Source organism: Bacillus sp. FSL R5-0585 (genome assembly GCF_038004545.1).
Lineage (GTDB): Bacteria > Bacillota > Bacilli > Bacillales > Bacillaceae_G > Bacillus_A > Bacillus_A cereus.
The window spans coordinates 4,136,175-4,160,000 of sequence record NZ_JBBORJ010000001.1 but is presented as its reverse complement, the minus strand read 5'-3'; the positions used below and the strand labels follow the sequence as shown (position 1 = coordinate 4,160,000).

The following is a 23,826-nucleotide window of genomic DNA, read 5'->3' as shown; positions in this document are numbered from 1 at the left end:
AACAGCCCAGACCGCCAGCTAAGGTCCCAAAGTGTGTATTAAGTGGAAAAGGATGTGGAGTTGCTTAGACAACTAGGATGTTGGCTTAGAAGCAGCCACCATTTAAAGAGTGCGTAATAGCTCACTAGTCGAGTGACTCTGCGCCGAAAATGTACCGGGGCTAAATACACCACCGAAGCTGCGGATTGATACCAATGGTATCAGTGGTAGGGGAGCGTTCTAAGGACAGTGAAGTCAGACCGGAAGGACTGGTGGAGTGCTTAGAAGTGAGAATGCCGGTATGAGTAGCGAAAGACGGGTGAGAATCCCGTCCACCGAATGCCTAAGGTTTCCTGAGGAAGGCTCGTCCGCTCAGGGTTAGTCAGGACCTAAGCCGAGGCCGACAGGCGTAGGCGATGGACAACAGGTTGATATTCCTGTACCACCTCTTTATCGTTTGAGCAATGGAGGGACGCAGAAGGATAGAAGAAGCGTGCGATTGGTTGTGCACGTCCAAGCAGTTAGGCTGATAAGTAGGCAAATCCGCTTATCGTGAAGGCTGAGCTGTGATGGGGAAGCTCCTTATGGAGCGAAGTCTTTGATTCCCCGCTGCCAAGAAAAGCTTCTAGCGAGATAAAAGGTGCCTGTACCGCAAACCGACACAGGTAGGCGAGGAGAGAATCCTAAGGTGTGCGAGAGAACTCTGGTTAAGGAACTCGGCAAAATGACCCCGTAACTTCGGGAGAAGGGGTGCTTTCTTAACGGAAAGCCGCAGTGAATAGGCCCAAGCGACTGTTTAGCAAAAACACAGCTCTCTGCGAAGCCGTAAGGCGAAGTATAGGGGGTGACACCTGCCCGGTGCTGGAAGGTTAAGGAGAGGGGTTAGCGTAAGCGAAGCTCTGAACTGAAGCCCCAGTAAACGGCGGCCGTAACTATAACGGTCCTAAGGTAGCGAAATTCCTTGTCGGGTAAGTTCCGACCCGCACGAAAGGTGTAACGATTTGGGCACTGTCTCAACCAGAGACTCGGTGAAATTATAGTACCTGTGAAGATGCAGGTTACCCGCGACAGGACGGAAAGACCCCGTGGAGCTTTACTGTAGCCTGATATTGAATTTTGGTACAGTTTGTACAGGATAGGCGGGAGCCATTGAAACCGGAGCGCTAGCTTCGGTGGAGGCGCTGGTGGGATACCGCCCTGACTGTATTGAAATTCTAACCTACGGGTCTTATCGACCCGGGAGACAGTGTCAGGTGGGCAGTTTGACTGGGGCGGTCGCCTCCTAAAGTGTAACGGAGGCGCCCAAAGGTTCCCTCAGAATGGTTGGAAATCATTCGTAGAGTGCAAAGGCATAAGGGAGCTTGACTGCGAGACCTACAAGTCGAGCAGGGACGAAAGTCGGGCTTAGTGATCCGGTGGTTCCGCATGGAAGGGCCATCGCTCAACGGATAAAAGCTACCCCGGGGATAACAGGCTTATCTCCCCCAAGAGTCCACATCGACGGGGAGGTTTGGCACCTCGATGTCGGCTCATCGCATCCTGGGGCTGTAGTCGGTCCCAAGGGTTGGGCTGTTCGCCCATTAAAGCGGTACGCGAGCTGGGTTCAGAACGTCGTGAGACAGTTCGGTCCCTATCCGTCGTGGGCGTAGGAAATTTGAGAGGAGCTGTCCTTAGTACGAGAGGACCGGGATGGACGCACCGCTGGTGTACCAGTTGTTCTGCCAAGGGCATAGCTGGGTAGCTATGTGCGGAAGGGATAAGTGCTGAAAGCATCTAAGCATGAAGCCCCCCTCAAGATGAGATTTCCCATAGCGTAAGCTAGTAAGATCCCTGAAAGATGATCAGGTTGATAGGTTCGAGGTGGAAGCATGGTGACATGTGGAGCTGACGAATACTAATAGATCGAGGACTTAACCATATAATATGTAGCGATGTTATCTAGTTTTGAAGGAATATATATTAAAATTTCTTCTTGACATTTCGAAAGAAATGTTTATAATGATAAAAGTCTGGTAATGATGGCAGAGAGGTCACACCCGTTCCCATACCGAACACGGAAGTTAAGCTCTCTAGCGCCGATGGTAGTTGGGACCTTGTCCCTGTGAGAGTAGGACGTTGCCAGGCTAATATTATTCCGCAGTAGCTCAGTGGTAGAGCTATCGGCTGTTAACCGATCGGTCGTAGGTTCGAGTCCTACCTGCGGAGCCATTATGCTTCCATAGCTCAGCTGGTAGAGCACTTCCATGGTAAGGAAGAGGTCACCGGTTCAAGCCCGGTTGGAAGCTTGGGAATAGGTTTAAAACTTTTTTGGCCCGTTGGTCAAGTGGTTAAGACACCGCCCTTTCACGGCGGTAACACGGGTTCGAATCCCGTACGGGTCACCACTTTTGGAGGATTAGCTCAGCTGGGAGAGCACCTGCCTTACAAGCAGGGGGTCGGCGGTTCGATCCCGTCATCCTCCACCATATATATTTAAAATGTCGGAGGGGTAGCGAAGTGGCTAAACGCGGCGGACTGTAAATCCGCTCCTTCGGGTTCGGCAGTTCGAATCTGCCCCCCTCCACCATTTTCTTTAAAATAACCTGAGAGGGTTTATTTTTTTGAAAAGATAACCATACTAGTAAATATTAATGGGCTATAGCCAAGCGGTAAGGCAACGGACTTTGACTCCGTCATGCGCTGGTTCGAATCCAGCTAGCCCAGCCATTTACGAGCCATTAGCTCAGTTGGTAGAGCATCTGACTTTTAATCAGAGGGTCGAAGGTTCGAGTCCTTCATGGCTCATCATTTTTGCGGAAGTAGTTCAGTGGTAGAATACAACCTTGCCAAGGTTGGGGTCGCGGGTTCGAATCCCGTCTTCCGCTTAATTAATAAGGGGCCTTAGCTCAGCTGGGAGAGCGCCTGCCTTGCACGCAGGAGGTCAGCGGTTCGATCCCGCTAGGCTCCATCTAAATAAAAAAGCTTACATCATACGATGTAAGCTTTTTTTGTGTTTAAAAAGACAACTTTTATACTTGTCGTTTAAAATGAAGAAAACGTAAAAATAAGGGATGGGGAGATAATTGTGAAAGTTGTTATTGCATCTGATTCATATAAAGAAAGCCTAAAAGCTATAGAAGTATGTGGAGCTATTGAAAGAGGTTTTAGAGCGATTTTTCCTAATGCAGAGTATGTGAAAATACCAATTGGAGATGGAGGAGAAGGGACGGTTGAATCACTTGTTGATGCTACAGGGGGGAGAATTATATCAATTAGTGTGACAGGACCGCTTAGAGAAGGTATACAAGCTTTTTATGGCATTTCTAAAGATAAAAAGACAGCGTTTATTGAAATGGCAGCAGCATCAGGATTACAGCACGTTCCAGTTGAAAAGCGCAACCCTCTTATTACAACGACAAAAGGAACAGGAGAACTTATATTACATGCGCTAGATCAAGGAGTGGAGTACATAATTTTAGGACTTGGAGGAAGTGCTACAAATGATGGCGGGGCAGGTATGTTAGCGGCTTTAGGAGTAAGGTTTATAAATGGCAAGGGTGAAGTAATAGATCCATCTGGAGGCACATTACACTCGATTGTTACTATTGATTTTTCACGAATGGACCCACGCTTAAAGGGGGTAAAGATAGAAGCGGCATGTGATGTGGATAATCCATTAGTCGGAATGCAGGGAGCATCTTTCGTATTTGGGAGACAAAAGGGTGCAAATATAGAGATGATGAAAGAGCTAGATGAAAATTTACAACATTATGCGAATATGCTTAAACGATATGTATCTTTTGATGTATCTGAAATACCTGGTGCAGGGGCAGCGGGAGGAATGGGAGCGGCTGTTATTTCAGTGTTAAAGGGAGACTTGCGTAGGGGCATTGAAATTGTATTAGATTATACAAATTTCGATAAACATATAGAAGATGCAAATCTTATTATAACTGGTGAAGGTAGAATAGATAAACAAACTGCATATGGAAAGGCTCCTGTGGGTGTTGCGGGGCGTGCAAAACGTTTTTCTGTGCCTGTAATTGCTATTGGAGGGTCTGTATCATCTGATTATTCAACTGTGTACGAGAAAGGAATAGATGCGGTATTTAGTATTACAACGAGACCGATGACACTAGAAGAAGCATATAAAGTAGCAGAAGAAAATATTGAAATGACAACGAAGAATATTGCAACAGTATGGAAAATAGCATCAGAAAAACACTTCTAAATATAGGAGTGTTTTATTATTATTATTATTTAATAATAGTGATTGCGATTGTTTCATTAAGTTAACTTTATACATAGAATAGTCTTAAAATTTGGTTTTCAACGTGAATATAAGTGAATAAATTGTATATCCATACAGAAAAATGTCGAGTTGAGTCAGACTATATAAAAGATTTAAAATATTTAGTGAAGGCATAAAAGGGGGATACTATCTATGAAAAAAGAAATCTCAGTTATTGGAGTTCCAATGGATTTAGGACAGATGCGTCGTGGAGTTGATATGGGACCGAGCGCGATCCGTTATGCAGGGGTAATTGAAAGAATTGAAGAAATTGGATATGACGTTAAAGATATGGGAGATATATGTATAGAGAGAGAAAAAGAGATAGATGAAAATACAAAATTAAGAAACCTTACACAAGTTGCAACTGTATGTAATGAATTAGCAAGTAAGGTGGATCATATTATAGAAGAAGGTCGTTTTCCACTTGTATTAGGTGGTGACCATAGTATTGCTATCGGTACATTAGCTGGTGTAGCAAAACATTATAAAAACTTAGGCGTCATTTGGTATGATGCGCACGGTGATTTAAATACAGAGGAAACTTCACCATCTGGAAATATTCATGGTATGTCACTTGCAGCAAGTTTAGGTTATGGACATTCTTCACTTGTAGATTTATACGGAGCATATCCAAAGGTGAAAAAAGAGAATGTCGTAATTATCGGTGCGCGTGCATTGGATGAAGGAGAAAAAGATTTCATTCGCAATGAAGGTATTAAAGTATTCTCAATGCATGAAATTGATCGTATGGGGATGACGGCTGTGATGGAAGAAACAATCGCATATTTATCTCATACCGATGGTGTACACTTATCATTAGATTTAGATGGTCTTGATCCTCATGATGCACCAGGTGTTGGAACACCTGTAATTGGTGGTCTATCTTATCGTGAAAGTCATTTGGCGATGGAAATGTTAGCAGAAGCTGATATTATCACATCTGCTGAATTTGTTGAGGTAAATACGATTTTAGATGAGAGAAATAGAACGGCAACAACAGCAGTTGCTTTAATGGGTTCTTTATTCGGTGAAAAACTAAAATAAATGTAAGAAAAGCAACTGAGAAGTTGCTTTTTTTATTTGAAAATAAGCGTATAATAATGATTTATATTATACTGTACAATAAAAATGTTTGACATCTTACCAATTTGAGCTAAAGGGGGTTGTTTGTAATTGTCGTTTGTTTCATGTATGGTATAATTAACTAGTTGTTGGAAATACATACAGATAGAGCATAAAAACAATATTTCAATATATGGATAGAATTGCTCGTAAGTAGGAGGAAGGGATAGCATGCCTTTTGAAGATACGACCATTTTGAAATATCTTAGTACGGCATTAGATATTGCCATTGTATGGTTTATTATATATAAGCTAATTCTTATAATCCGAGGGACGAAAGCTGTTCAACTTTTAAAAGGGATTACAGTTATTATCGTCGTTAAGATGATCAGTATTTTCCTTGAATTGCGTACGCTATCTTGGCTGACTGAACAAGTATTAACGTGGGGATTTTTAGCCGTTATTATTATCTTTCAGCCAGAATTGCGAAGAGCACTTGAGCAGCTAGGGCGCGGGAGTTTATTTTCGCGTGTTGGAACGCATGAGGATGATGAACCTGAAATGGTTGCAACAGCGATAGCAAAAGCAACCGAATATATGGGGAAACGTAGAATTGGTGCATTAATTACTTTGTCAAAAGAGACCGGTATGGGTGATTATGTGGAAACGGGTATTCCGCTTAATGCAAACGTATCATCGGAATTACTTATTAATATTTTTATTCCAAATACACCTCTTCATGACGGAGCGGTAATTATGCAAGGAAGTACAATTAAAGCAGCAGCATGCTATCTTCCATTATCAGAAAGTCCGTTTATTTCTAAAGAATTAGGAACTAGACATCGTGCTGCAATGGGAGTTAGTGAAGTTACTGATAGTATTACAGTAGTTGTGTCTGAAGAAACTGGTCAAATTTCTTTAACGAAAAATGGTAAGTTGCATCGTGATTTGAAGACAGAACAGCTGAAAGATATGTTATTAGCTGAATTTAGTGGAAACGAAAAAACGACTTCTTCGTCTTTATGGAATTGGAGGAGAAAGCGTCATGGATAAGTTAATGGAGAATCATTGGTTTTTAAAAGGGATCTCATTACTATTGGCGTGTATGCTTTTTATGTCAGCGACGTTAACTGAAAAAAATACGACATCAGGTATATTACCTTTTGCAAATGATACGAAAGAAACATTAACTAATTATGCTATTAATCTTAAGTATGATGAGGAAAAATATATTGTAAGTGGTATTCCGGCAGAGGGCGTTAAAGTAAAATTAGAAGGCCCAAAAGCATCAGTTGCTACAGCAAAAGCAAAAAAACAATTTGACATACCGGTTGATTTGCGAGATAGTCCAAAAGGAACTTATGAGATTTCTTTAAAAACGAACGGGCTTCCAGATGATGTGAAAGGAACAGTTCAGCCATCAACAATTAAAGTTACTCTTCATGAAAAGGCGAGAAAATATGTTCATGTAGATCTGAAATTATCAAATGAGGATCAGATGCCAGCGGGGGCTACTCTAGAAAAATCAAGCCTTAAACCGGATACTGTTGAGGTAGTTGGGACGAAAGAAGAAATTGAAAGCATTTCATCTGCCAAAGCGTATGTTGATTTAAAAGGTGTTAATAAAACTGTTACAAAAACTCCCGAAGTTACATTATACAATAAAGAAGGAAAACGTTTAAATGTAAGAACAAGTCCATCTAAGATTAGTGTAACGTTGAATGTGGCAACGCAAACTACAGCCAATAATACTGAAAAAACTGTTCCTGTAACGTATACGAAGAAGGGGAGTTTAGCAGAAGGATTGGCGGTTACAAATATCAGTGTTGAACCGAGAGAAGTAACGATAGCTGGTCCAAAAGATATTTTGGATAATATACAATCTCTAGAGGGGGTCGAAGTAGATCTTAGTCAATTGACAGAGTCTACAACATTCGATGCCTCTGTTTTATTACCCAAGGGTGTAACAAGTGCAAAACCGAATCAAGTGAAGGTTTCGGTGGGAGTGCAAAAAACAAAACAAACGAAAACAAAAACGATTGATGGTATCCCAATCCAGAAAAATGGACTGTCTAAAGATGTTACTGCTCAGCTACTTTCGCCGCAAGATGGAAAGATAAGTGTTGATATTTCAGGAGAAGCAAGTATAGTAGATAAAATAACAGCTGCTCAAATAACAGCGGTAATTAATCTGCAAAATGTATCCTCAGGGACGAAAGATATTTCCATTCAAGTGAGCGGTCCTGGTAATATTTCAATAGAGCCAAAACAAAAAAGTGCTAAAGTTACTATTGTGAAGAAAGAAAAACCAGATAAAGAAGTACAGGGTAACGGTCAACAACCCGATTCAAATACGGATCAAGAAAATCAAAATGAGAAACCAAAAAATCCTGAACCTGATTCAGAAAAAGAACAGGAAAAGAATCAAAACCAAAATCAAAATCAAGATAAAGATAAAGAAACGAGTCAAGAACCAACAGTAGATAATCAAAAAGAGCAAGAAAAAGGAGCGAATCATAATGGGTAAATATTTTGGTACAGATGGAGTACGCGGAGTTGCAAATAAGGAGTTAACACCTGAATTAGCTTTCAAAATTGGACGTTTTGGTGGTTATGTATTAACAAAAGATACAGATCGTCCAAAAGTAATTATCGGTCGTGATACACGTGTATCTGGTCATATGTTAGAAGGAGCTTTAGTAGCAGGCCTATTATCAACTGGAGCAGAAGTAATGCGCCTTGGCGTTATTTCTACACCGGGCGTTGCTTATTTAACAAAAGCACTAGATGCACAAGCGGGTGTTATGATTTCTGCATCTCATAATCCAGTACAAGATAACGGTATTAAATTCTTTGGTTCAGACGGCTTTAAATTAACAGATGAGCAAGAAGCTGAGATTGAAGCTTTATTAGACAAAGAAGTTGATGAACTACCACGTCCGACAGGTACTAATCTTGGACAAGTGAGCGATTACTTTGAAGGTGGACAAAAATATTTACAGTACATTAAACAAACTGTTGAAGAAGATTTTTCTGGCCTACATATCGCTTTAGATTGTGCACATGGTGCAACTTCTTCTCTAGCTCCATACTTATTTGCAGACCTAGAAGCTGATATTTCAACAATGGGAACTTCTCCAAACGGTATGAATATTAATGAGGGTGTAGGATCTACACATCCAGAAGGCTTAGCTGAATTGGTAAAAGAAAAAGGTGCGGATATCGGACTTGCTTTTGATGGCGATGGCGACCGTTTAATTGCTGTAGACGAAAAAGGAAACATCGTTGACGGTGATCAAATTATGTTCATTTGTGCGAAATATATGAAAGAAACTGGTCAATTAAAACATAATACAGTTGTTTCAACTGTTATGAGTAACTTAGGTTTCTACAAGGCACTTGAAGCAAATAATATTACAAGTGATAAAACAGCAGTTGGTGACCGCTACGTAATGGAAGAAATGAAGCGCGGAGGTTACAACCTAGGTGGAGAACAATCAGGCCATATTATCTTACTTGATTACATTACAACTGGTGATGGAATGTTAAGTGCACTTCAACTTGTAAACATCATGAAAATGACGAAAAAGCCATTATCTGAGCTTGCAGGGGAAATGACGAAATTCCCACAATTGCTAGTAAACGTTCGTGTAACAGATAAAAAATTAGCATTAGAAAATGAAAAAATTAAAGAAATTATTCGTGTTGTAGAGGAAGAAATGAACGGTGATGGCCGTATTCTTGTTCGCCCATCTGGAACAGAGCCACTTATTCGTGTAATGGCAGAAGCACCAACACAAGAAGTTTGTGATGCATATGTACATCGCATTGTAGAAGTTGTGAAAGCCGAAGTTGGCGCTGAATAATTAGCTGAATTTATATGAAAAAGGAGCACAAAAAGTGCTCCTTTTTCATATGTTTTATAGACGATGAAAAAAATTTCATTGACGGTTTATCCATGTTTGTTATAAGATGGTCTTGTTCTTTTTCTCAAAGGAAATATTGTAAATTATAAAAGCGCCAGAACTACAAATAGTGTAGTTGACGAGGTGGGGTTTATCGAGATTTCGGCGGATGACTCCCGGTTGTTCATCACAACCGCAAGCTTTTACTTAAATCATTAAGGTGACTTAGTGGACAAAGGTGAAAGTGTGATGAGAGAAGAGGAACGGATGAAAACTAGCTGTATAAGTATATACGGACTTAAACCCAATCGAGAGGAAGGTGAAAGCCGTTACAAGCTTACAGGGCTAGCAATATGTAATCCGTTTTTTAGTATAAATAAAAATGGTATCGGACTATGTCGTTACATGTTCGCAGAGCAGTGTAAGCATTTGTAACGGCGACTAAACATGTGTGGAATCGTAGGATTTATTGGAGAGCAAGATGCAAAGGAAATTTTATTAAAAGGTTTAGAAAAGCTAGAATATCGTGGATATGATTCAGCAGGTATTGCAGTACAAGCAGAGAACGGTGTTGTTGTATACAAAGAAAAAGGCCGTATCGCAAAACTTCGTGAAATCGTAGATGAGAACGTAGCAGCAAGCGTAGGTATCGGACACACACGCTGGGCTACACACGGTGTTCCAAGTAAAGTAAACGCGCATCCGCATCAAAGTACATCAAAACGCTTTACATTAGTTCATAACGGTGTAATTGAAAACTATGAATTAGTGAAAAAGGAATATTTACAAGATGTAACGTTCGTAAGTGAAACAGATACAGAGGTTATCGTACAGCTTATGGAACAACAAGTGAGCACAGGATTAAGTGTAGAAGAAGCGTTCCGTAATACGCTATCTCTTTTACATGGCTCTTATGCAATCGGATTACTTGATGCTGAAAATCCAAACATGATTTATGTTGCTAAAAACAAAAGCCCGCTATTAGTAGGTGTTGGTGACAACTTTAATGTTGTGGCAAGCGACGCTATGGCGATGTTACAAGTTACAGATCAATTCATTGAGTTAATGGATAAAGAAATCGTAATCGTAACGAAAGAAAGTATTACAATTAAAAACTTACAAGGTGAAACGATTGAACGTGCACCGTTTACAGCGGAATTAGACGCAAGTGATATTGAAAAAGGAACATATCCTCATTTCATGCTTAAAGAAATCGATGAGCAACCACTTGTAATCCGTAATATAATTCAAAAGTATCAAGATGAAAATGGCGAAATTGAATTAAATCAAGACATCCGCAATGCGATTTTAGATAGCGATCGTATTTACATCATTGCATGTGGAACGAGTTATCATGCAGGTCTTGTTGGAAAACAATTTATCGAGAAGTTTGCAAAAATGCCAGTTGAAGTACACGTGGCAAGTGAATTCTCTTACAACATGCCATTATTAACAGAAAGACCATTCTTCATTTACATTTCACAAAGTGGTGAAACAGCTGATAGCCGTGCAGTACTTGTACAAACAAATGAAATGGGCCATAAAGCATTAACAATTACAAACGTGCCTGGTTCTACGCTTTCTCGTGAAGCTGATTATACACTTCCGTTATACGCTGGACCAGAAATTGCAGTTGCATCAACGAAAGCTTACACAGCACAGCTTGCAGTACTTTCAATTTTAGCGGCTGATATTGCTAAAGCAAAAGGTGAAGTTCTTGATTTCGATTTAACACACGAACTAGGACTTGTAGCAAATGCAATGATAGAACTTTGTGATCAAAAAGAAGAAATGGACGCATTAGCAAAACAATTTTTAGCAACAACGCGTAACTGTTTCTTCATCGGCCGTAGCGTAGACTTCTACGTAGGATTAGAAGGTGCGTTAAAACTAAAAGAAATCTCTTACATCCAAGCAGAAGGATTCGCTGGAGGAGAGTTAAAACACGGTACAATCGCTTTAATTGAAAATGGTACACCAGTTATCGCACTTGCTACACAAGAGCACGTAAACCTTGGAATTCGTGGTAACGTGAAAGAAGTAGTAGCACGCGGGGCTAACCCATGTATCATTTCAATGAAAGGCTTAGAAATGGAAGGTGACAGCTTCGTATTACCAGCTGTACACGAAGCACTAGCACCGCTAGTAGCAGTTATTCCATTACAACTTATCTCATACTACGCAGCGCTTCACCGCGAGTGTGACGTTGATAAGCCACGTAACTTAGCTAAGTCTGTTACTGTTGAGTAGGAGATTGGTAGGTTAATAAATATAGTGTGGATTTGAAATAAAGTCGCGATGCTTTATCTCTTTAATCAAAGAATTGTAAATAAGCTATGATCAAACTTTTTTATAAAACATAAACATAAACCTGCTGGATAAGAAACCATTTTGATTAAACTTTTTTCAAAATGGTTTCTTTTTATTCATCATAGAATATGGTTTAACACAATATTTTTAATCAAACTTTATTTTAAAGCTACACATTGGTGTTTCTTATGGTGAATTTGTTTCTTAGTTATTTCCTGCATTTTATATCATTCACCAATCATGTAATGTTAAGGGAGATGACAAAAGAAAGGAAGAATGTACAAATGAGTATAGTAAAAAACGGAACATTGCAAGTAATTGGAGCAAGCATCTATTATGAGGTGCGTGGCTCGGGGCCAATTCTTCTTTTGATTCATGGTGGGGGTGGTGATGCCGACAAGTTCCATAATATCGCCGATCATCTTGCTAAATGGTATACCGTTGTTACTTACGATCGTCGTGGTCATTCCCGTAGCAATCTCGTCAATAAAACTGAGGATTACCATGTGCACACACATAGCGAAGACGCTCACCGGTTGCTATCCAATCTGACCAATGAATCGGCTTATGTATTCGGAAGTAGTTCTGGTGCTGTTATCGGACTTGATTTGTGCATACGCCATCCTGAGCAGGTACAGTTACTAATCCCACACGAACCGGTTTTATTACAACTTTTACCTGAAAATGAGTTGAAGCAGGCTATAAATTTCATGGAAGACCTTAAAGGGAATCATCAAAGTGAGGTCATGAAGTTATTGTCAAATATTGATGATAGTAATTCCGGACCATCGAAGGATATGCTAACAGAGCGACTACTCGGCAATTCAATTTATTTCACTGAGTATGAAATCCCGGGAGTTCTCAACTATACTTTAAACATCGATGCATTAAAGCCCCTATTAAAACCTGCATCGATTCAGGTACGTCCAGCCGGTGGAAGTATTTCACGAGAATCTTTTCCTTACCATTGCGCATTCAACTTAGCAGAACACCTCGGAACAGAATTCGCAGAGTTTCCAGGACATCATGTGGGTTATAACACAGTGCATCATAAAGAGTTTGCTGAGAGGTTACACGACATTATTGAGAATTAATCCGGAAACGTATCAATCGGTAGTATATGAACACAATCTCGCGAATAGATATCCAAAGAGCTACAAGACACTTCGTAATTTAGGGTTTTGTCTATATGTCTAAATTATAATACGATGTATGTTGTTTAAGAAAAGAGCGCGTTTGTTGAAGAGTAAAGGTAGAAAATGATCAAACTTTTTATAATATCGAAACTTAAATTTGTTAGATAAGAATTCATTTTGATCAAACTTTTTTCAAAATGAATTTTCCTTGTTTACCATAAAGTAAGAGTCTGTGGGGTATTTTTAATCAAAGTTTATAAAAAAGTCTGATCGTTTATAATAAATTAAAACTAAGAAAAGAACTCTGTAAAAATCATTTTACAGAGTTCTTTTAGTTATTTATTGTTTTACATAACAAATTGTTACTTGTTCGTCTATGTGGAAAATCTGTAATGCTTTACCATCTAAATTTTTAACCTCATATGATGAATAAATAGGTCTTTCCAATTTCACTTCTTGACCATTTTGAGTTCCTTTTTCCACCATTAGCGTTAACTGATGGGAAGAAACGTCTGCTTGGTATGTTCCTGTTAAGTAATTATCTTTATTTGGATAAGAACCATTTGCATATGTTTCAAATGTCTTATCTGCTTTTAGGACTAACGTAGTTTTGACTCCATCTCCGTAATCAATGCCCCAATTACCTACAAGCTCTGTACCGTCTTTATAGTTGTTCTGTACATTCTTAAACTTAGCCGAATCCTCGTCTGGTGTATCAATTTTTCCTTTGAATATACCAGTTTTATTTTGGGTACTGTATGTTTTAACTGTATTACCACTAGATAAACTCGGTGAGTTAGAAGAACTAGTACCACTTGTTGTAGAAGTAGTTGTTGAACTACTCTTAGCTTCCGCTTTTAACTTATCAAATACAGGTTTCCAAATGCGTTTTGCTTCATCTAATTTATTGTTTGCTTTATCTATGATTGCATCATCCGTATCTTTAAGTGTTTTAGAGTAATCAAATAACTTCGATACTTCTTTGAAAGATTCTTTTAACTTTTGAACAGCTTTTACAATTTCCTTATGATCTTCCTTGTATTTTCCTGGTGCATCTATACGCTCTATTTTATTAAATACTTTATCTAAGTCTTTAATACTATCTCGTACCTCTTCATTTGACTTACTTCCCTTTTTATTATCCCTCACAGAAGCATCATAGTAATCTAGACGTCTTAATAAGTCTTCTTCAATGTCTACCATAAGTTGTGGGTAATCCTCAGGTAAAACCATAATCATCTTAACATCTTTACTTTCTTCTTTTGAGTTAGTTGATTTTTCCTTTGTTTCAGAGGATTTACCTTCTGTCTTAGTTTCTTTACTTTCTTGTTTACCAGATTCAGCATTTGTTTTTTCTTTTTCTCCAAATAAACTAGTTACACTACAAGCTGACATAGAAACTACTAATCCGGATGCTAGTAAAATTTTACCTGTACTCTTTTTGAAATTCTTCATATGATTTTTCAATTCTCCCTCTAAAAACATAAAATAGATGTGCTTTAGCCCCTTTAAAACTAAAAAACATACCCCTTCTATATTTATTTTATAATACCTTTCTATGTATAATATTTTACAATTAATTACAGATTCGGTCAAAATTTATCTTAGTTTAACGATGTTCACAAAAAAGATGCGAAGCTTTATTCTTCAAGTAAAGATTCTAAGTGAGCTTTGATTAAAATTTTTTTATAAAAATCTCATACTTAGTTAAAAAGAGTAATTCTATTTTGATCAATCGTTTTTTCAAAATGAATTTTTTTTGTTGTTAAATAAAGATTTGTGACTTCATTTTTATCAAATTTTATTCCAAAACAACATATAGTTATAACTTTAAAATAAATTTACAAATTTGTATCTAAAAGGGGTGTTTTTGTGTCGAAAAAGAACATCTAGAATTGGTAAGTGGATAGAACTCCATAGATTAAAGTTTTACTTTATCGACTTCACTTTTGTTTATCTGAATTTTCCGTTATCATTTTAAGTATTCGTGAACAATTTCATTTATTACGGCAAAAAGAGACGAGAGATTTATGGACATTTCAAGGGGGGATATTGATGAAAGTGAATGAAAAAACATATTTAAGTATAGAAGAGATTATTTCATTACCAACCGTATCAAGTACAAACATAAGTGATGATGGTAAAAACGTAGCATTTGTTAAGAAGACGGCTGATTGGAAAGACAATATATATAGGAATCATGTATGGATATATGAAAAAGATAAGAAGCAGAGTTACCCATTATCAAATGGGGATATAGATAGTACACACCCATTATGGTCTCCAGATGCTAGGTGCATCGCATATCTTAGTCCAGTTGGTGATGGGGAAAATCAGATATTTGTTAAGTCACTAGATGGTTATAGAGAGGTTCAAATTACTGATGAGAAAGAAGGAGTCAGTACATTCAAATGGGGTCCTACTGGAAAGGGTCTTTATTATGTTACGCAGTCAAAAGAATGTGAAGAGATAAAGAAACGTAAGGACCTATATGGAGATTTTCAACATATAGGTAAGGAATACCAGAATAATTGTTTATATTACATTGAAATAGAGAAGGTGATACAAAGTGATACAGATGAACACGAGAACAGAGTTGTTTATCAATTAACGGATGGTAAGGATTTTCATATCCATGAATTTGATATTTCAAATGATGGTAAAAAGGTTGTATTTATGGCGACACCAAGCTCAAATATGGCAGATTATATAAATGGAGATCTATACATACTCCATATTAAAGCTGGAGAGCTACAAAAGCTGAATGTGGATAAGTTGTTGGGAGGGAGTGTTTGCTTTTCTCCTGACGGCAGTGAAATATGTTACACAGCAAGCATAAGAGAGAAGGGTTACTATAGAAACCATATACAAGATAGTACGTTAGAGATATATGATATAAATACCGGAGAGGTAATTCAACCTGTAACAGATTTTGATAGTACGGTTATGCCATTACAGTGGACAGCTAAAGGGGTTTTAATTAGGTGGCAGAATAAAACGAATTATCTTATTGGATTGCTAGCCGAAGATGGCACTGTGGAAATATTAAGCGAAAAAGTAGATGGTTTTATAATAGATGCTTCTATAACAAAGGATGGCAAACATATATCCTACAATAAGGCAATAACAAATGAAACCTTTGAAATCTATTTAGACGATAAAAAAATAACGGATGAAAATAGCTTTTTCAAAGGGAAACTTAAAAGTAACAGGGAAATCATCTCATGGAAAAGTAGCGATGGTCTTGAAATAGAAGGTGTTTTATCAACGCCAGTAGAGTTTGACACTAATAAAAAATATCCTTTATTAGTAGTAATTCACGGCGGTCCGGCTTGGGCATCTTTTCCGATATTTTCAGACTGCTTCAATGAGAAATATCCGATTGAACAGTTTGTTGAAAAAGGCTTTATCGTTTTAGAACCAAATTACAGAGGAAGTTCAGGTTATGGTAATGAATTTTTAAAAGCTAACTATAGAAAACAGGGGATTGCTGACTACGATGATGTTATATCTGGAGTGGATGAACTAGTAGAAAAAGGGATGGTAGACAAGGATAGAGTAGGAGTTATGGGATGGAGTAACGGTGGATATGTATCAGCTTTCTGTTCTACGTTTAGTAGTCGGTTTAAAGCTATTTCAGTTGGCGGTGGAATAACTAACTGGAGTACCCATTATGTAAATACAGATATACCTTACTTTATTAGAATGTATTTAGGAAATACTCCATGGAATGATCCAGAGATATATACGAAGACATCACCTATGACGTATATTAAATCAGCTTGTACGCCTACCTTAATTCAACATGGGGAAAAGGATGCAAGAATTCCAATTACAAATGCATATGATCTATATCAAGGATTAATGGATATGGAAGTTGATACAGAATTAATTATATTTAAAGGAATGGCATATAGTTCTGACCAACCAGGAGTTCATGTGGCTATTATGAAGCAGAACTTGATGTGGTTTTCACACTATATTCTTGGAGAGAGTATGGAGGGTTTTAGGAATTTGTAAGGGATGTTTGTACAAGACATAAGGTTGAAACGGTCTTCATATTGAGATGATTTATTATAAAATATATACTGAAACTACTATCAGTACATAAATCAGGGAGGACTAATATGACAGGAAATAAAAATGACTTACTAGTAGAAAAACGTGAAGAGTTATTGAAAGTATTGCAAGCTCGTTTTGAGAAAAACATGAACCGCCATGAAGGTCTTGAATGGGCTAAAGTTGAAGCGAAGCTGACTACTAATAATGAAAAATTGTGGTCACTTAACGAAATGGAAGTAACTGGTGGTGAGCCGGATGTTGTTGGTTATGATGAAGAAAAGGACGAATATACTTTCTATGATTGTTCAAAGGAGAGTCCTAAAGGCCGCAGAAGTCTTTGTTATGACCTTGAAGCGTTAGAATCAAGAAAAAAGCATAAACCAGAAAATAACGCTATTGATGTGGCGGCCGCTATGGGTATTGAGTTATTAACGGAAGAACAATATCGAGAGTTACAAAAACTTGGAGATTTTGATATGAAATCATCGAGTTGGGTACAAACACCTTCAGATATTAGAGAGCTTGGTGGTGCTCTATTTTGCGATTATCGCTTTGGACATGTTTTCGTGTACCACAATGGAGCAGACTCTTACTATGCTGCCAGAGGTTTTCGTGGCTCGTTAAAAGTTTAAATTAGGATAAATAAGAAAAAGAGCCTATATTCAGGCTCTTTTTCTTATTTATATTTTAAAAGTAAACTGTTACTACGCAGTTTTACTTAATTTATATGTTCCGTGGTTGTTTTTACGGAAAAGTTTAGGGAAAACAGAGCCATCTAATCCAATACGTCCAGCGTTCTGCCCTGCAACTAAAATGAACATAGTCAAAATAAGCAGGTTTGGGTTTACACTAACGGTTCCACTTAATAAAAATGAAAGATTCATTATGATTCCGAAAAATGCAGCTGTTTTTGTTAATCCGCCTAAAATCAAACCTAGACCTACTAAAATTTCTCCCCATTGAACTAAAAAGCTAAATAGGTCTGCGTTTGGAAGGACAAAATGTTGAAGAAAATCTGCCCACCAACTTTGTACTGCAGGATGGTCACCTGATGCTTGAGCAATAGCACCCTTTAGAAAGCCACTTGCATCAAAAGATTGTCCGAAGACTTTGCCTATCCCAGCAGCGAGCCATGTATACCCTATGTAAAGCCGTAAAAGTAATAATATGAAAGTAGCACGTTTATCAGTTCTTAAAAAATTGATAACCATTGAAATCCCTCCAATATTGTATTTACATGTTTATTATATATTCATTGTGAATAAATTCACAATGAAGGAAATGTGAACGAATATATGTTTTGAGTAATTGTTTTATTTTTTGTAACATTTCATCTTTTTTGATAGACTAATAATAGAGATATATCAAAAGGAGGCAAAGACTAGATATGTGGATGAACTTGTAATGATTAGAAACTAGATAGATGAATTTTGCTCTCATAAGCGAGGGGTTATTTAGTTATCTGTAAATCATTCAAGGAATGCATATTTGGATTGTACATTCCTTTTATAAGGATAGGTGCCTATTTTATGTATCTGTCTTTTTTGTGGGAAAGTTTATATCTCTTATATAAAATATGCGTCCTTTAAACTTGGAGGAGTATATGATGAACCAATTAAAAAATAAAGTAGCAGTTATTACAGGGGTAAGTCGTCTAGATGGTATAGGCGCAGCGGTTTGTAAAGAATTAGCTGAATCAGGATACGATATATTTTTTACGTATTGGACAGCTTACGATAAAGAGATGCCTTGGGGCGTTGATAAAAATGAACAAATACAATTAAAAGAAGAGTTACTAAAAAACGGTGTTAAAGTCTCAAGTATGGAGTTAGATTTAACTCAGAATGATGCACCGAAAGAGCTTATAAATAAAGTTACTGAACAATTAGGGTACCCTCATATATTAATTAATAATGCAGCATATTCTACGAATAATGATTTCTCTACGTTGACTGCTGAAGAATTAGATAAGCATTATATGGTGAATATTCGTGCGACTACATTGCTCAGTAGTCAATTTGCCCGAGGATTTGATAAAAAATCTGGTGGTAGAATTGTGAATATGACTTCGGGGCAATTTCAAGGTCCTATGGTAGGAGAACTAGCGTATGCAACAACGAAGGGAGCTATTGATGCTCTTACTAGTACGTTGTCAGCAGAGGTAGCTCATTTAGGAATAACAGTGAATGCAATTAATCCAGGACCAACTGATACAGGATGGATGACTGAAGAGATAAAACAAGGGTTAAAGCCGATGTTTCCTTTTGGCAGAATTGGTGAGCCAAAGGATGCAGCTAGACTCATTAAATTTTTAGTAAGTGAAGAAGCTGAGTGGATTACTGGGCAAGTTATTCATTCAGAAGGTGGATTTAAAAGATAAAAAAGAAGGTATCTCACCTTAGTGAGATACCTTCTTTTTTAATCTTTCTTCAACCTTCGTGCAATACCATTCCCTAAAGACTGTAATCCTTGAACAAGGATAATTAAAATAAAGACAGTTGCATACATTACTTCAGGTTCATAGCGTAAATGTCCGAAGCGATATGCTAAGTCCCCTAGCCCACCAGCGCCTACAAGACCAGCCATTGCTGTTGCGCCGATTAAGCCAATCGTTGCAATTGTTAATCCAAGTACAAGGGAGGGACGAGCTTCTTTCACCATAACGTGCCAAATAATTTTTATAGTAGAAACGCCCATCGCTTGATAGGCTTCAATAACGCCGCGATCTACTTCTAATAAAGCAGTTTCCATTAATCGTGCAATATAAGGGGCCGTGAATACGACAAGCGGTACGATTACGCCTTGTACACCAATGGAGGTTCCCATTAGAAACTTTGTAAAAGGTAAAATGAAGAATAATAGAATGATAAATGGAAGAGAGCGAATGATATTAATAATTGTATTAAGAATTGGGTAAATGATTTTATTTTCGTGCTGCCCACCAGGTCTTGTTAAAACAAGTGTGACACCAAGTGGTAGTGCAATAAGGATAGAGATGAATAGTGAAATAGATGTCATTTGAAATGTTTGAATGGTTGCTTCCCATATGACTTTACCCCATTCATCCAAAAAGGACTTGTTTCCCATAATCTGTTCTACCCCCTTCTACGATGATTCCTTGCTCTTGTAAAAATGATAAAGCGTGGTTGATTTCATTTTGTTCCCCTTGCATATGAATGACAAGTTTCCCGTATGCCTCATGTTTTAACTGTGTAATATTACCGGATAAAATATTTGGATACACTTGGAAACGTTTTGTAGCGATAGCTAACGCTGGTTCACCAGAAGAATTTCCTATAAATGAAAGTGTTACGATTTCTCCGGTTCTTTGTAGTTCTTTTTGTACTTCAGCTGGGATTTTTGCTGCAAATGCACTATTTACAAATTTCTTCGTTGTTACATGTTGTGGGTTTGTGAAGATCTCCTTCACAGTCCCGCTTTCAATTACTGCTCCATGTTCCATAACAGCAACTCGGTCGCATATACGTTGGATGACATTCATTTCATGTGTAATTAATAAAATTGTAATCCCGATTTCCTCATTAATCTTTAATAATAGGTCAAGAATAGAATCAGTTGTTTCTGGATCTAAAGCACTCGTTGCTTCGTCGCTTAATAACACTTCCGGTTCATGTGATAGTGCACGTGCAATGGCAACACGTTGTTTCTGGCCACCAGAAAGTTCACTCGGATAGGCATCTTTTCGATTAAAAAGATCGACAATACGTAAATACTTTTCTACCCTTTTTTCAATTTCTAATTTTGGAACGCCAGCAAGGCGTAACGGTAATGCGATATTTTCATAAACGGTAACAGTTTTGAGCAAATTGAATCCTTGAAAAATCATCCCGATTTTTTGTCTCGCTTTTGCTAGTTCTTTTGTAGACAGTGTTGTTAAATCTTGCTCGTTTACAATAATATTTCCTGTCGTTGGTTTTTCTAATAAATTTACACAGCGAATTAATGTACTTTTGCCAGCGCCACTATATCCAATGATTCCAAATACTTCGCCCTTTTTTACTTGGAGGGAAGTGGACTTAAGAGCTTCCACATTCCCCTTTTTTGTTGTAAATACTTTGGATACATTTTTTAATTCAATCATTATCGTCAGCTCCTACCAAGACGGTAAAACAGAACCATCAAATTTTTTCTCGATAAATTCTTTTACTTCTTTAGATTGATAAGCTTTCTTTAATTTATTTACAACAACATCATCTTTATTTTCAGTACGAACAACAACCCAGTTCACATAAGGCGAATCTTTGCCTTCACGGAAAATGGAATCTTTCGCAGGGCTTAATTTTGCACCTAATGCAAAGTTTGTATTAATTGCAGCTGCTTTTACTTCACTTAGTTGTGTTGGTAATTGAGATGCCTCTAACTCAACAATCTTTAATTTTTTTGGATTTTCAATTACATCTTTCGCAGTCGCTTTTTCTGTCGCTTTTGGATCCACTTTTAAAACCCCTGCTTTTTCAAATAACTTTAAAGCACGAAGTTCATTCGTTGGGTCATTTGGGACAGCGATTGCGTCGCCCTCTTTTAATTCTTTTACATCTTTTATGTCTTTAGAATAGACGCCCATAGGGAATGTTACTGTTGAAAATACTTCGGTTAATTTCATATTACGTTCAGCTTTAAATACGTCTAAATATGATTTCGTTTGATAGCTATTTACATCAAGGCTTTTTTCATCGAGGGATACGTTTGGTGCTACATAATCATTAAATACTTTTATATCAATTTCGAGACCATCTTTCGCTGCCACTTCTTTTACCTTTTCAAAAATCTGCTCATGCGGCCCGCCTGTTACACCGACAGTAATCTTTTTCTCATCTAACGCTTTTACTTGTTTATCTGAACCTGCGCTACATGCGCCTAATAATAGTACCGCTCCGCTTACAATGCTTAATAATACTTTCTTCATCTATGATTCCCCCTTCATATACGTTCCAAAATAAAAAGCACCTCTCAAAATAAGAGAGGTGCCGAATAGACGAAATAGGTTCCTCTCTTATCTTCCAAAACGAAAACTCGTTTTGCAGGAATTAGCACCTTAGCTTATACGTCATAAGCTCGGTTGCCGGGCATCATCGGGCCAGTCCCTCCGCCACTCTTGATAAGAGTATGTGTATGTAGTTTTGAATATGGTACTAATAGTAAATCGTACAAAAAGAATTGTCAATGATATTTTCAGAATATATTTTATTTTAAGGTAATCGAAACGTTCCCCTTTTTATGTCCTTTTTCTACATATATATGAGCTTCAGTAATTTCTTCTAATCGGTAAGTTCTATCAATAACAGGTTTTAGCTTTTCTGTTTCAGCTAGTTGTTTTAGTAGGTTCATATCTTCTTTACTGACCTTTGCCATCATTCCGTTCACAGATACATATTTTCCATTAGGCATTAATGCATCTGTACAAAGGGACTTTTTATATTTTCCAACTGCATCAAATATAATATCGTAGTGCTCGCCCCGCTTAGTAAAATCTTCTTTCATATAATCAATTACGTTGTCTGCCCCTAAAGCTGTTACTAATTCGAAATTAGAACTACTACAAATGGCTGTGACAGTTGCCCCGAAGTATTTAGCAAGTTGTACGGCAGCTGTCCCTACTGACCCAGAGGCGCCGTATATAAGTACTTGTTGCCCTTTTTTTATCTGTCCTTTTCTAAGGAAGTGCAATGCTGAAGTTCCACCAAAAGGAATAACGGCAGCTTCTTCATATGTCACATTGGTAGGTTTTAATGCTATTAATCCACTTTCATGCACGCATGTGTATTCGGCATAACCACCAAGGTTTAGTTCTGTTAATACAAAAACTGAATCTCCTTTTTTAAATTGTGTTACATCTGTTCCAATATCTTCGATTTCACCGGATAATTCTACGCCAAGTATAGGTTTTCTCGGTTTTCTGAAACCTAATATGATCCGCATAGGAATCCAAAATAAGAGGGGGCTATTAAAGCCACGTATTCTACAATCTCCAGTCGATACACTTGTTGCGTGAATTTTAACTAATACTTCATTTTTTTTAGGTTTAGGCTTTTCTACATTTTGAAGCTGGAGAACATTAGGTGGTCCATACTTTGTACAAATAATCGCCTTCATAATAACCTCCTGAAATGAGTTGTTATTATTTACAACATATTTAAAGTTTTTCTCAAACATGTTGCTATATAGAAAATAAATTTAAAGAGGAATATTAAGAATTATATGGATTTCATAGGAAAAGAGATGATATTATTTTTGGGGAGGAGGGGATGTTATGAAAAAAATTATTTTAATTTCAAGTTTAGTACTTGCAATCAGTCTAGGGGTAGGGTGTAGTAATGAGAAAACAGCAAAGACGGATGAGCCGAAAAAAGAATCCGTTCAAAAAGAAAAGGAATTAACGGCGAAAGATGTTTTCAAGAAAACGAATGAAGCTTTTAAAAATGAAGAACATGTAACGATGACATATGGTGTAGGGGTAAAAGCTGAGGGAACAGAGATGGATATATTAAAGGCTAAGATGCAATTAGAGCCAAAGACAAAGAATTCTCGTTCTGAAATGAATATTTCCGGTACAGATGTTGTAGTGTATACTGTGGATGGTAAAGTTGCTGGTGAGGTAAAAAACCCTAATACAGGAGAAGTTGTAACCGTACCAGAGGAGCAATTAAACGCTGGTGGAATGAAAGCGACTCAAGATATTATAGATAAATTAGAAGTACCGGAAGTAGTTTTAGATAAAATGAAGCTGGAGAAAAGCGGAGATAAATATAAACTGAAATTTACATTAAAAGGGCAAGAAACAGAAAGTATGTTAACTAGCATGGATGAAACGCAGAAGAAAATGTTACAAGCACAAAATGCGAAGATAGAAGAAGTGGATGCAGAATATATCATTACAAAAGATTTTAAATATGAATCAGCAAAGATAGACATGATTATGAGTAGCAATGGCAAGGATAAAGCACACATTATTACGAACGCAAAATATACGTCGTATGAAAAGTTTGACCCAATACAATTGCCAGCAGCAAAGTAACAGTTTTGATAAGGAGGGACCTAAAATAAGGTCCCTCTTTTTTGTATTCTTTCTTCATAGGAA

Annotated in this window: 18 protein-coding genes, 9 tRNA genes, 2 rRNA genes and 1 riboswitch (1 of these 30 cut by a window edge); of the genes, 23 read left to right on the top strand and 6 right to left on the bottom strand. The window is 37.6% G+C overall.

Features of this window, described 5'->3' with window-relative positions; translation table 11 throughout:
- The 19 genes from MKY38_RS21435 to MKY38_RS21345 form a co-directional block, all read left to right on the top strand.
- A 23S ribosomal RNA gene (locus MKY38_RS21435) occupies positions 1–1,897 on the top strand; it begins 1,025 nt to the left of the window's first position.
- Positions 1,898–1,987: 90 nt separating this feature from the next.
- Positions 1,988–2,103, top strand: a 5S ribosomal RNA gene (rrf, locus tag MKY38_RS21430).
- A 9-nt stretch (positions 2,104–2,112) separates the two neighbouring features.
- Positions 2,113–2,187, top strand: a tRNA-Asn gene (locus MKY38_RS21425).
- A gap of 4 nt (positions 2,188–2,191) precedes the next feature.
- Positions 2,192–2,264, top strand: a tRNA-Thr gene (locus MKY38_RS21420).
- 24 nt (positions 2,265–2,288) lie between these two features.
- A tRNA-Glu gene (locus MKY38_RS21415) sits at positions 2,289–2,363 on the top strand.
- A 5-nt stretch (positions 2,364–2,368) separates the two neighbouring features.
- Positions 2,369–2,444: transfer RNA gene (locus MKY38_RS21410), tRNA-Val, on the top strand.
- A 17-nt stretch (positions 2,445–2,461) separates the two neighbouring features.
- A tRNA-Tyr gene (locus tag MKY38_RS21405) sits at positions 2,462–2,545 on the top strand.
- 65 nt (positions 2,546–2,610) lie between these two features.
- A tRNA-Gln gene (locus MKY38_RS21400) sits at positions 2,611–2,685 on the top strand.
- A 5-nt stretch (positions 2,686–2,690) separates the two neighbouring features.
- A tRNA-Lys gene (locus tag MKY38_RS21395) sits at positions 2,691–2,763 on the top strand.
- A gap of 8 nt (positions 2,764–2,771) precedes the next feature.
- Positions 2,772–2,843 (top strand) — tRNA-Gly (locus tag MKY38_RS21390).
- 10 nt (positions 2,844–2,853) lie between these two features.
- A tRNA-Ala gene (locus MKY38_RS21385) sits at positions 2,854–2,926 on the top strand.
- 117 nt (positions 2,927–3,043) lie between these two features.
- Positions 3,044–4,189, top strand: a complete 1,146-nt coding sequence (locus tag MKY38_RS21380; protein ID WP_070179611.1) for a glycerate kinase — start codon at positions 3,044–3,046, stop codon at positions 4,187–4,189.
- 213 nt (positions 4,190–4,402) lie between these two features.
- The gene (gene rocF, locus MKY38_RS21375) at positions 4,403–5,296 is read left to right on the top strand and encodes an arginase (RefSeq protein WP_000711563.1); all 894 of its coding nucleotides are present in this window, start codon (positions 4,403–4,405) and stop codon (positions 5,294–5,296) included.
- Between the two features lie 249 nt (positions 5,297–5,545).
- On the top strand, positions 5,546–6,367 hold the full coding sequence (gene cdaA / locus MKY38_RS21370) for a diadenylate cyclase CdaA (protein WP_001115697.1): 822 nt from the start codon (positions 5,546–5,548) through the stop codon (positions 6,365–6,367).
- Positions 6,360–7,841: a CdaR family protein gene (locus tag MKY38_RS21365; protein WP_000359601.1), complete on the top strand. Its 1,482-nt coding sequence runs from the start codon at positions 6,360–6,362 to the stop codon at positions 7,839–7,841. The genes cdaA and MKY38_RS21365 overlap by 8 nt, the downstream gene beginning before the upstream one ends.
- Positions 7,834–9,180, top strand: coding sequence for a phosphoglucosamine mutase (glmM, locus tag MKY38_RS21360; RefSeq protein ID WP_000521476.1), 1,347 nt, complete (start codon positions 7,834–7,836; stop codon positions 9,178–9,180). Before MKY38_RS21365 ends, glmM begins: the two co-directional genes overlap by 8 nt.
- A gap of 288 nt (positions 9,181–9,468) precedes the next feature.
- Positions 9,469–9,654 carry a hypothetical protein gene (locus MKY38_RS21355; RefSeq protein ID WP_001206405.1) on the top strand — a complete coding sequence of 62 codons (186 nt, stop codon included), beginning with the start codon at positions 9,469–9,471 and terminating at the stop codon, positions 9,652–9,654.
- 12 nt (positions 9,655–9,666) lie between these two features.
- Positions 9,667–11,469: a glutamine--fructose-6-phosphate transaminase (isomerizing) gene (glmS, locus tag MKY38_RS21350; protein WP_000334163.1), complete on the top strand. Its 1,803-nt coding sequence runs from the start codon at positions 9,667–9,669 to the stop codon at positions 11,467–11,469.
- Positions 11,470–11,813: 344 nt separating this feature from the next.
- Positions 11,814–12,623 (top strand): alpha/beta fold hydrolase, encoded by an 810-nt coding sequence (locus MKY38_RS21345; RefSeq protein ID WP_065223220.1) that lies wholly within the window; start codon positions 11,814–11,816, stop codon positions 12,621–12,623.
- 381 nt (positions 12,624–13,004) lie between these two features.
- Here the strand turns inward: MKY38_RS21345 and MKY38_RS21340 are convergent, their stop codons facing one another.
- Complete coding sequence (locus MKY38_RS21340; protein WP_078385263.1) at positions 13,005–14,132, bottom strand: DUF3994 domain-containing protein; 1,128 nt, start codon at positions 14,130–14,132, stop codon at positions 13,005–13,007.
- Positions 14,133–14,720: 588 nt separating this feature from the next.
- Here MKY38_RS21340 and MKY38_RS21335 point away from each other — a divergent pair.
- Positions 14,721–16,685 carry a S9 family peptidase gene (locus tag MKY38_RS21335; RefSeq protein ID WP_114556003.1) on the top strand — a complete coding sequence of 655 codons (1,965 nt, stop codon included), beginning with the start codon at positions 14,721–14,723 and terminating at the stop codon, positions 16,683–16,685.
- A gap of 107 nt (positions 16,686–16,792) precedes the next feature.
- Positions 16,793–17,359 carry a DUF4256 domain-containing protein gene (locus MKY38_RS21330; protein ID WP_078439406.1) on the top strand — a complete coding sequence of 189 codons (567 nt, stop codon included), beginning with the start codon at positions 16,793–16,795 and terminating at the stop codon, positions 17,357–17,359.
- A 72-nt stretch (positions 17,360–17,431) separates the two neighbouring features.
- Here MKY38_RS21330 and MKY38_RS21325 read toward each other — a convergent pair whose 3' ends face one another.
- Complete coding sequence (locus MKY38_RS21325) at positions 17,432–17,938, bottom strand: DoxX family membrane protein (RefSeq protein WP_000236365.1); 507 nt, start codon at positions 17,936–17,938, stop codon at positions 17,432–17,434.
- Between the two features lie 392 nt (positions 17,939–18,330).
- On the opposite strand from MKY38_RS21325, the gene MKY38_RS21320 reads away from it, so the two are divergent.
- On the top strand, positions 18,331–19,107 hold the full coding sequence (locus tag MKY38_RS21320) for an SDR family oxidoreductase (RefSeq protein ID WP_002182367.1): 777 nt from the start codon (positions 18,331–18,333) through the stop codon (positions 19,105–19,107).
- 38 nt (positions 19,108–19,145) lie between these two features.
- Here the strand turns inward: MKY38_RS21320 and MKY38_RS21315 are convergent, their stop codons facing one another.
- From MKY38_RS21315 to MKY38_RS21300, 4 genes are all read right to left on the bottom strand, one after another.
- Positions 19,146–19,814: a methionine ABC transporter permease gene (locus tag MKY38_RS21315; RefSeq protein WP_000527136.1), complete on the bottom strand. Its 669-nt coding sequence runs from the start codon at positions 19,812–19,814 to the stop codon at positions 19,146–19,148.
- Positions 19,789–20,829 carry a methionine ABC transporter ATP-binding protein gene (locus MKY38_RS21310; protein WP_000571355.1) on the bottom strand — a complete coding sequence of 347 codons (1,041 nt, stop codon included), beginning with the start codon at positions 20,827–20,829 and terminating at the stop codon, positions 19,789–19,791. The genes MKY38_RS21315 and MKY38_RS21310 overlap by 26 nt, the downstream gene beginning before the upstream one ends.
- 12 nt (positions 20,830–20,841) lie before the next feature.
- Positions 20,842–21,654, bottom strand: coding sequence for a MetQ/NlpA family ABC transporter substrate-binding protein (locus tag MKY38_RS21305; protein WP_000756980.1), 813 nt, complete (start codon positions 21,652–21,654; stop codon positions 20,842–20,844).
- An 84-nt stretch (positions 21,655–21,738) separates the two neighbouring features.
- Positions 21,739–21,853, bottom strand: a riboswitch (SAM riboswitch).
- A 79-nt stretch (positions 21,854–21,932) separates the two neighbouring features.
- Entirely contained in the window at positions 21,933–22,841 is a 909-nt protein-coding gene (locus MKY38_RS21300; protein ID WP_065223224.1) for an NAD(P)-dependent alcohol dehydrogenase, read from the bottom strand.
- A gap of 157 nt (positions 22,842–22,998) precedes the next feature.
- Between MKY38_RS21300 and MKY38_RS21295 the strand changes: the two genes are divergently transcribed.
- The gene (locus MKY38_RS21295) at positions 22,999–23,763 is read left to right on the top strand and encodes a DUF6612 family protein (RefSeq protein ID WP_114556002.1); all 765 of its coding nucleotides are present in this window, start codon (positions 22,999–23,001) and stop codon (positions 23,761–23,763) included.
- Positions 23,764–23,826: the final 63 nt, after the last annotated feature.

What these genes read in the sequence shown, in the direction of transcription:
- MKY38_RS21325 (WP_000236365.1), bottom strand. Translation starts at nt 17,938, where the DNA reads ATGGTTATCAATTTTTTAAGAACTGATAAACGTGCTACTTTCATATTA.
- MKY38_RS21365 (WP_000359601.1), top strand. Translation starts at nt 6,360, where the DNA reads ATGGATAAGTTAATGGAGAATCATTGGTTTTTAAAAGGGATCTCATTA.
- glmS (WP_000334163.1), top strand. Translation starts at nt 9,667, where the DNA reads ATGTGTGGAATCGTAGGATTTATTGGAGAGCAAGATGCAAAGGAAATT.
- cdaA (WP_001115697.1), top strand. Translation starts at nt 5,546, where the DNA reads ATGCCTTTTGAAGATACGACCATTTTGAAATATCTTAGTACGGCATTA.
- MKY38_RS21330 (WP_078439406.1), top strand. Translation starts at nt 16,793, where the DNA reads ATGACAGGAAATAAAAATGACTTACTAGTAGAAAAACGTGAAGAGTTA.
- glmM (WP_000521476.1), top strand. Translation starts at nt 7,834, where the DNA reads ATGGGTAAATATTTTGGTACAGATGGAGTACGCGGAGTTGCAAATAAG.
- MKY38_RS21345 (WP_065223220.1), top strand. Translation starts at nt 11,814, where the DNA reads ATGAGTATAGTAAAAAACGGAACATTGCAAGTAATTGGAGCAAGCATC.
- MKY38_RS21335 (WP_114556003.1), top strand. Translation starts at nt 14,721, where the DNA reads ATGAAAGTGAATGAAAAAACATATTTAAGTATAGAAGAGATTATTTCA.
- MKY38_RS21310 (WP_000571355.1), bottom strand. Translation starts at nt 20,829, where the DNA reads ATGATTGAATTAAAAAATGTATCCAAAGTATTTACAACAAAAAAGGGG.
- MKY38_RS21295 (WP_114556002.1), top strand. Translation starts at nt 22,999, where the DNA reads ATGAAAAAAATTATTTTAATTTCAAGTTTAGTACTTGCAATCAGTCTA.
- MKY38_RS21300 (WP_065223224.1), bottom strand. Translation starts at nt 22,841, where the DNA reads ATGAAGGCGATTATTTGTACAAAGTATGGACCACCTAATGTTCTCCAG.
- MKY38_RS21305 (WP_000756980.1), bottom strand. Translation starts at nt 21,654, where the DNA reads ATGAAGAAAGTATTATTAAGCATTGTAAGCGGAGCGGTACTATTATTA.
- MKY38_RS21315 (WP_000527136.1), bottom strand. Translation starts at nt 19,814, where the DNA reads ATGGGAAACAAGTCCTTTTTGGATGAATGGGGTAAAGTCATATGGGAA.
- MKY38_RS21320 (WP_002182367.1), top strand. Translation starts at nt 18,331, where the DNA reads ATGATGAACCAATTAAAAAATAAAGTAGCAGTTATTACAGGGGTAAGT.
- rocF (WP_000711563.1), top strand. Translation starts at nt 4,403, where the DNA reads ATGAAAAAAGAAATCTCAGTTATTGGAGTTCCAATGGATTTAGGACAG.
- MKY38_RS21355 (WP_001206405.1), top strand. Translation starts at nt 9,469, where the DNA reads ATGAGAGAAGAGGAACGGATGAAAACTAGCTGTATAAGTATATACGGA.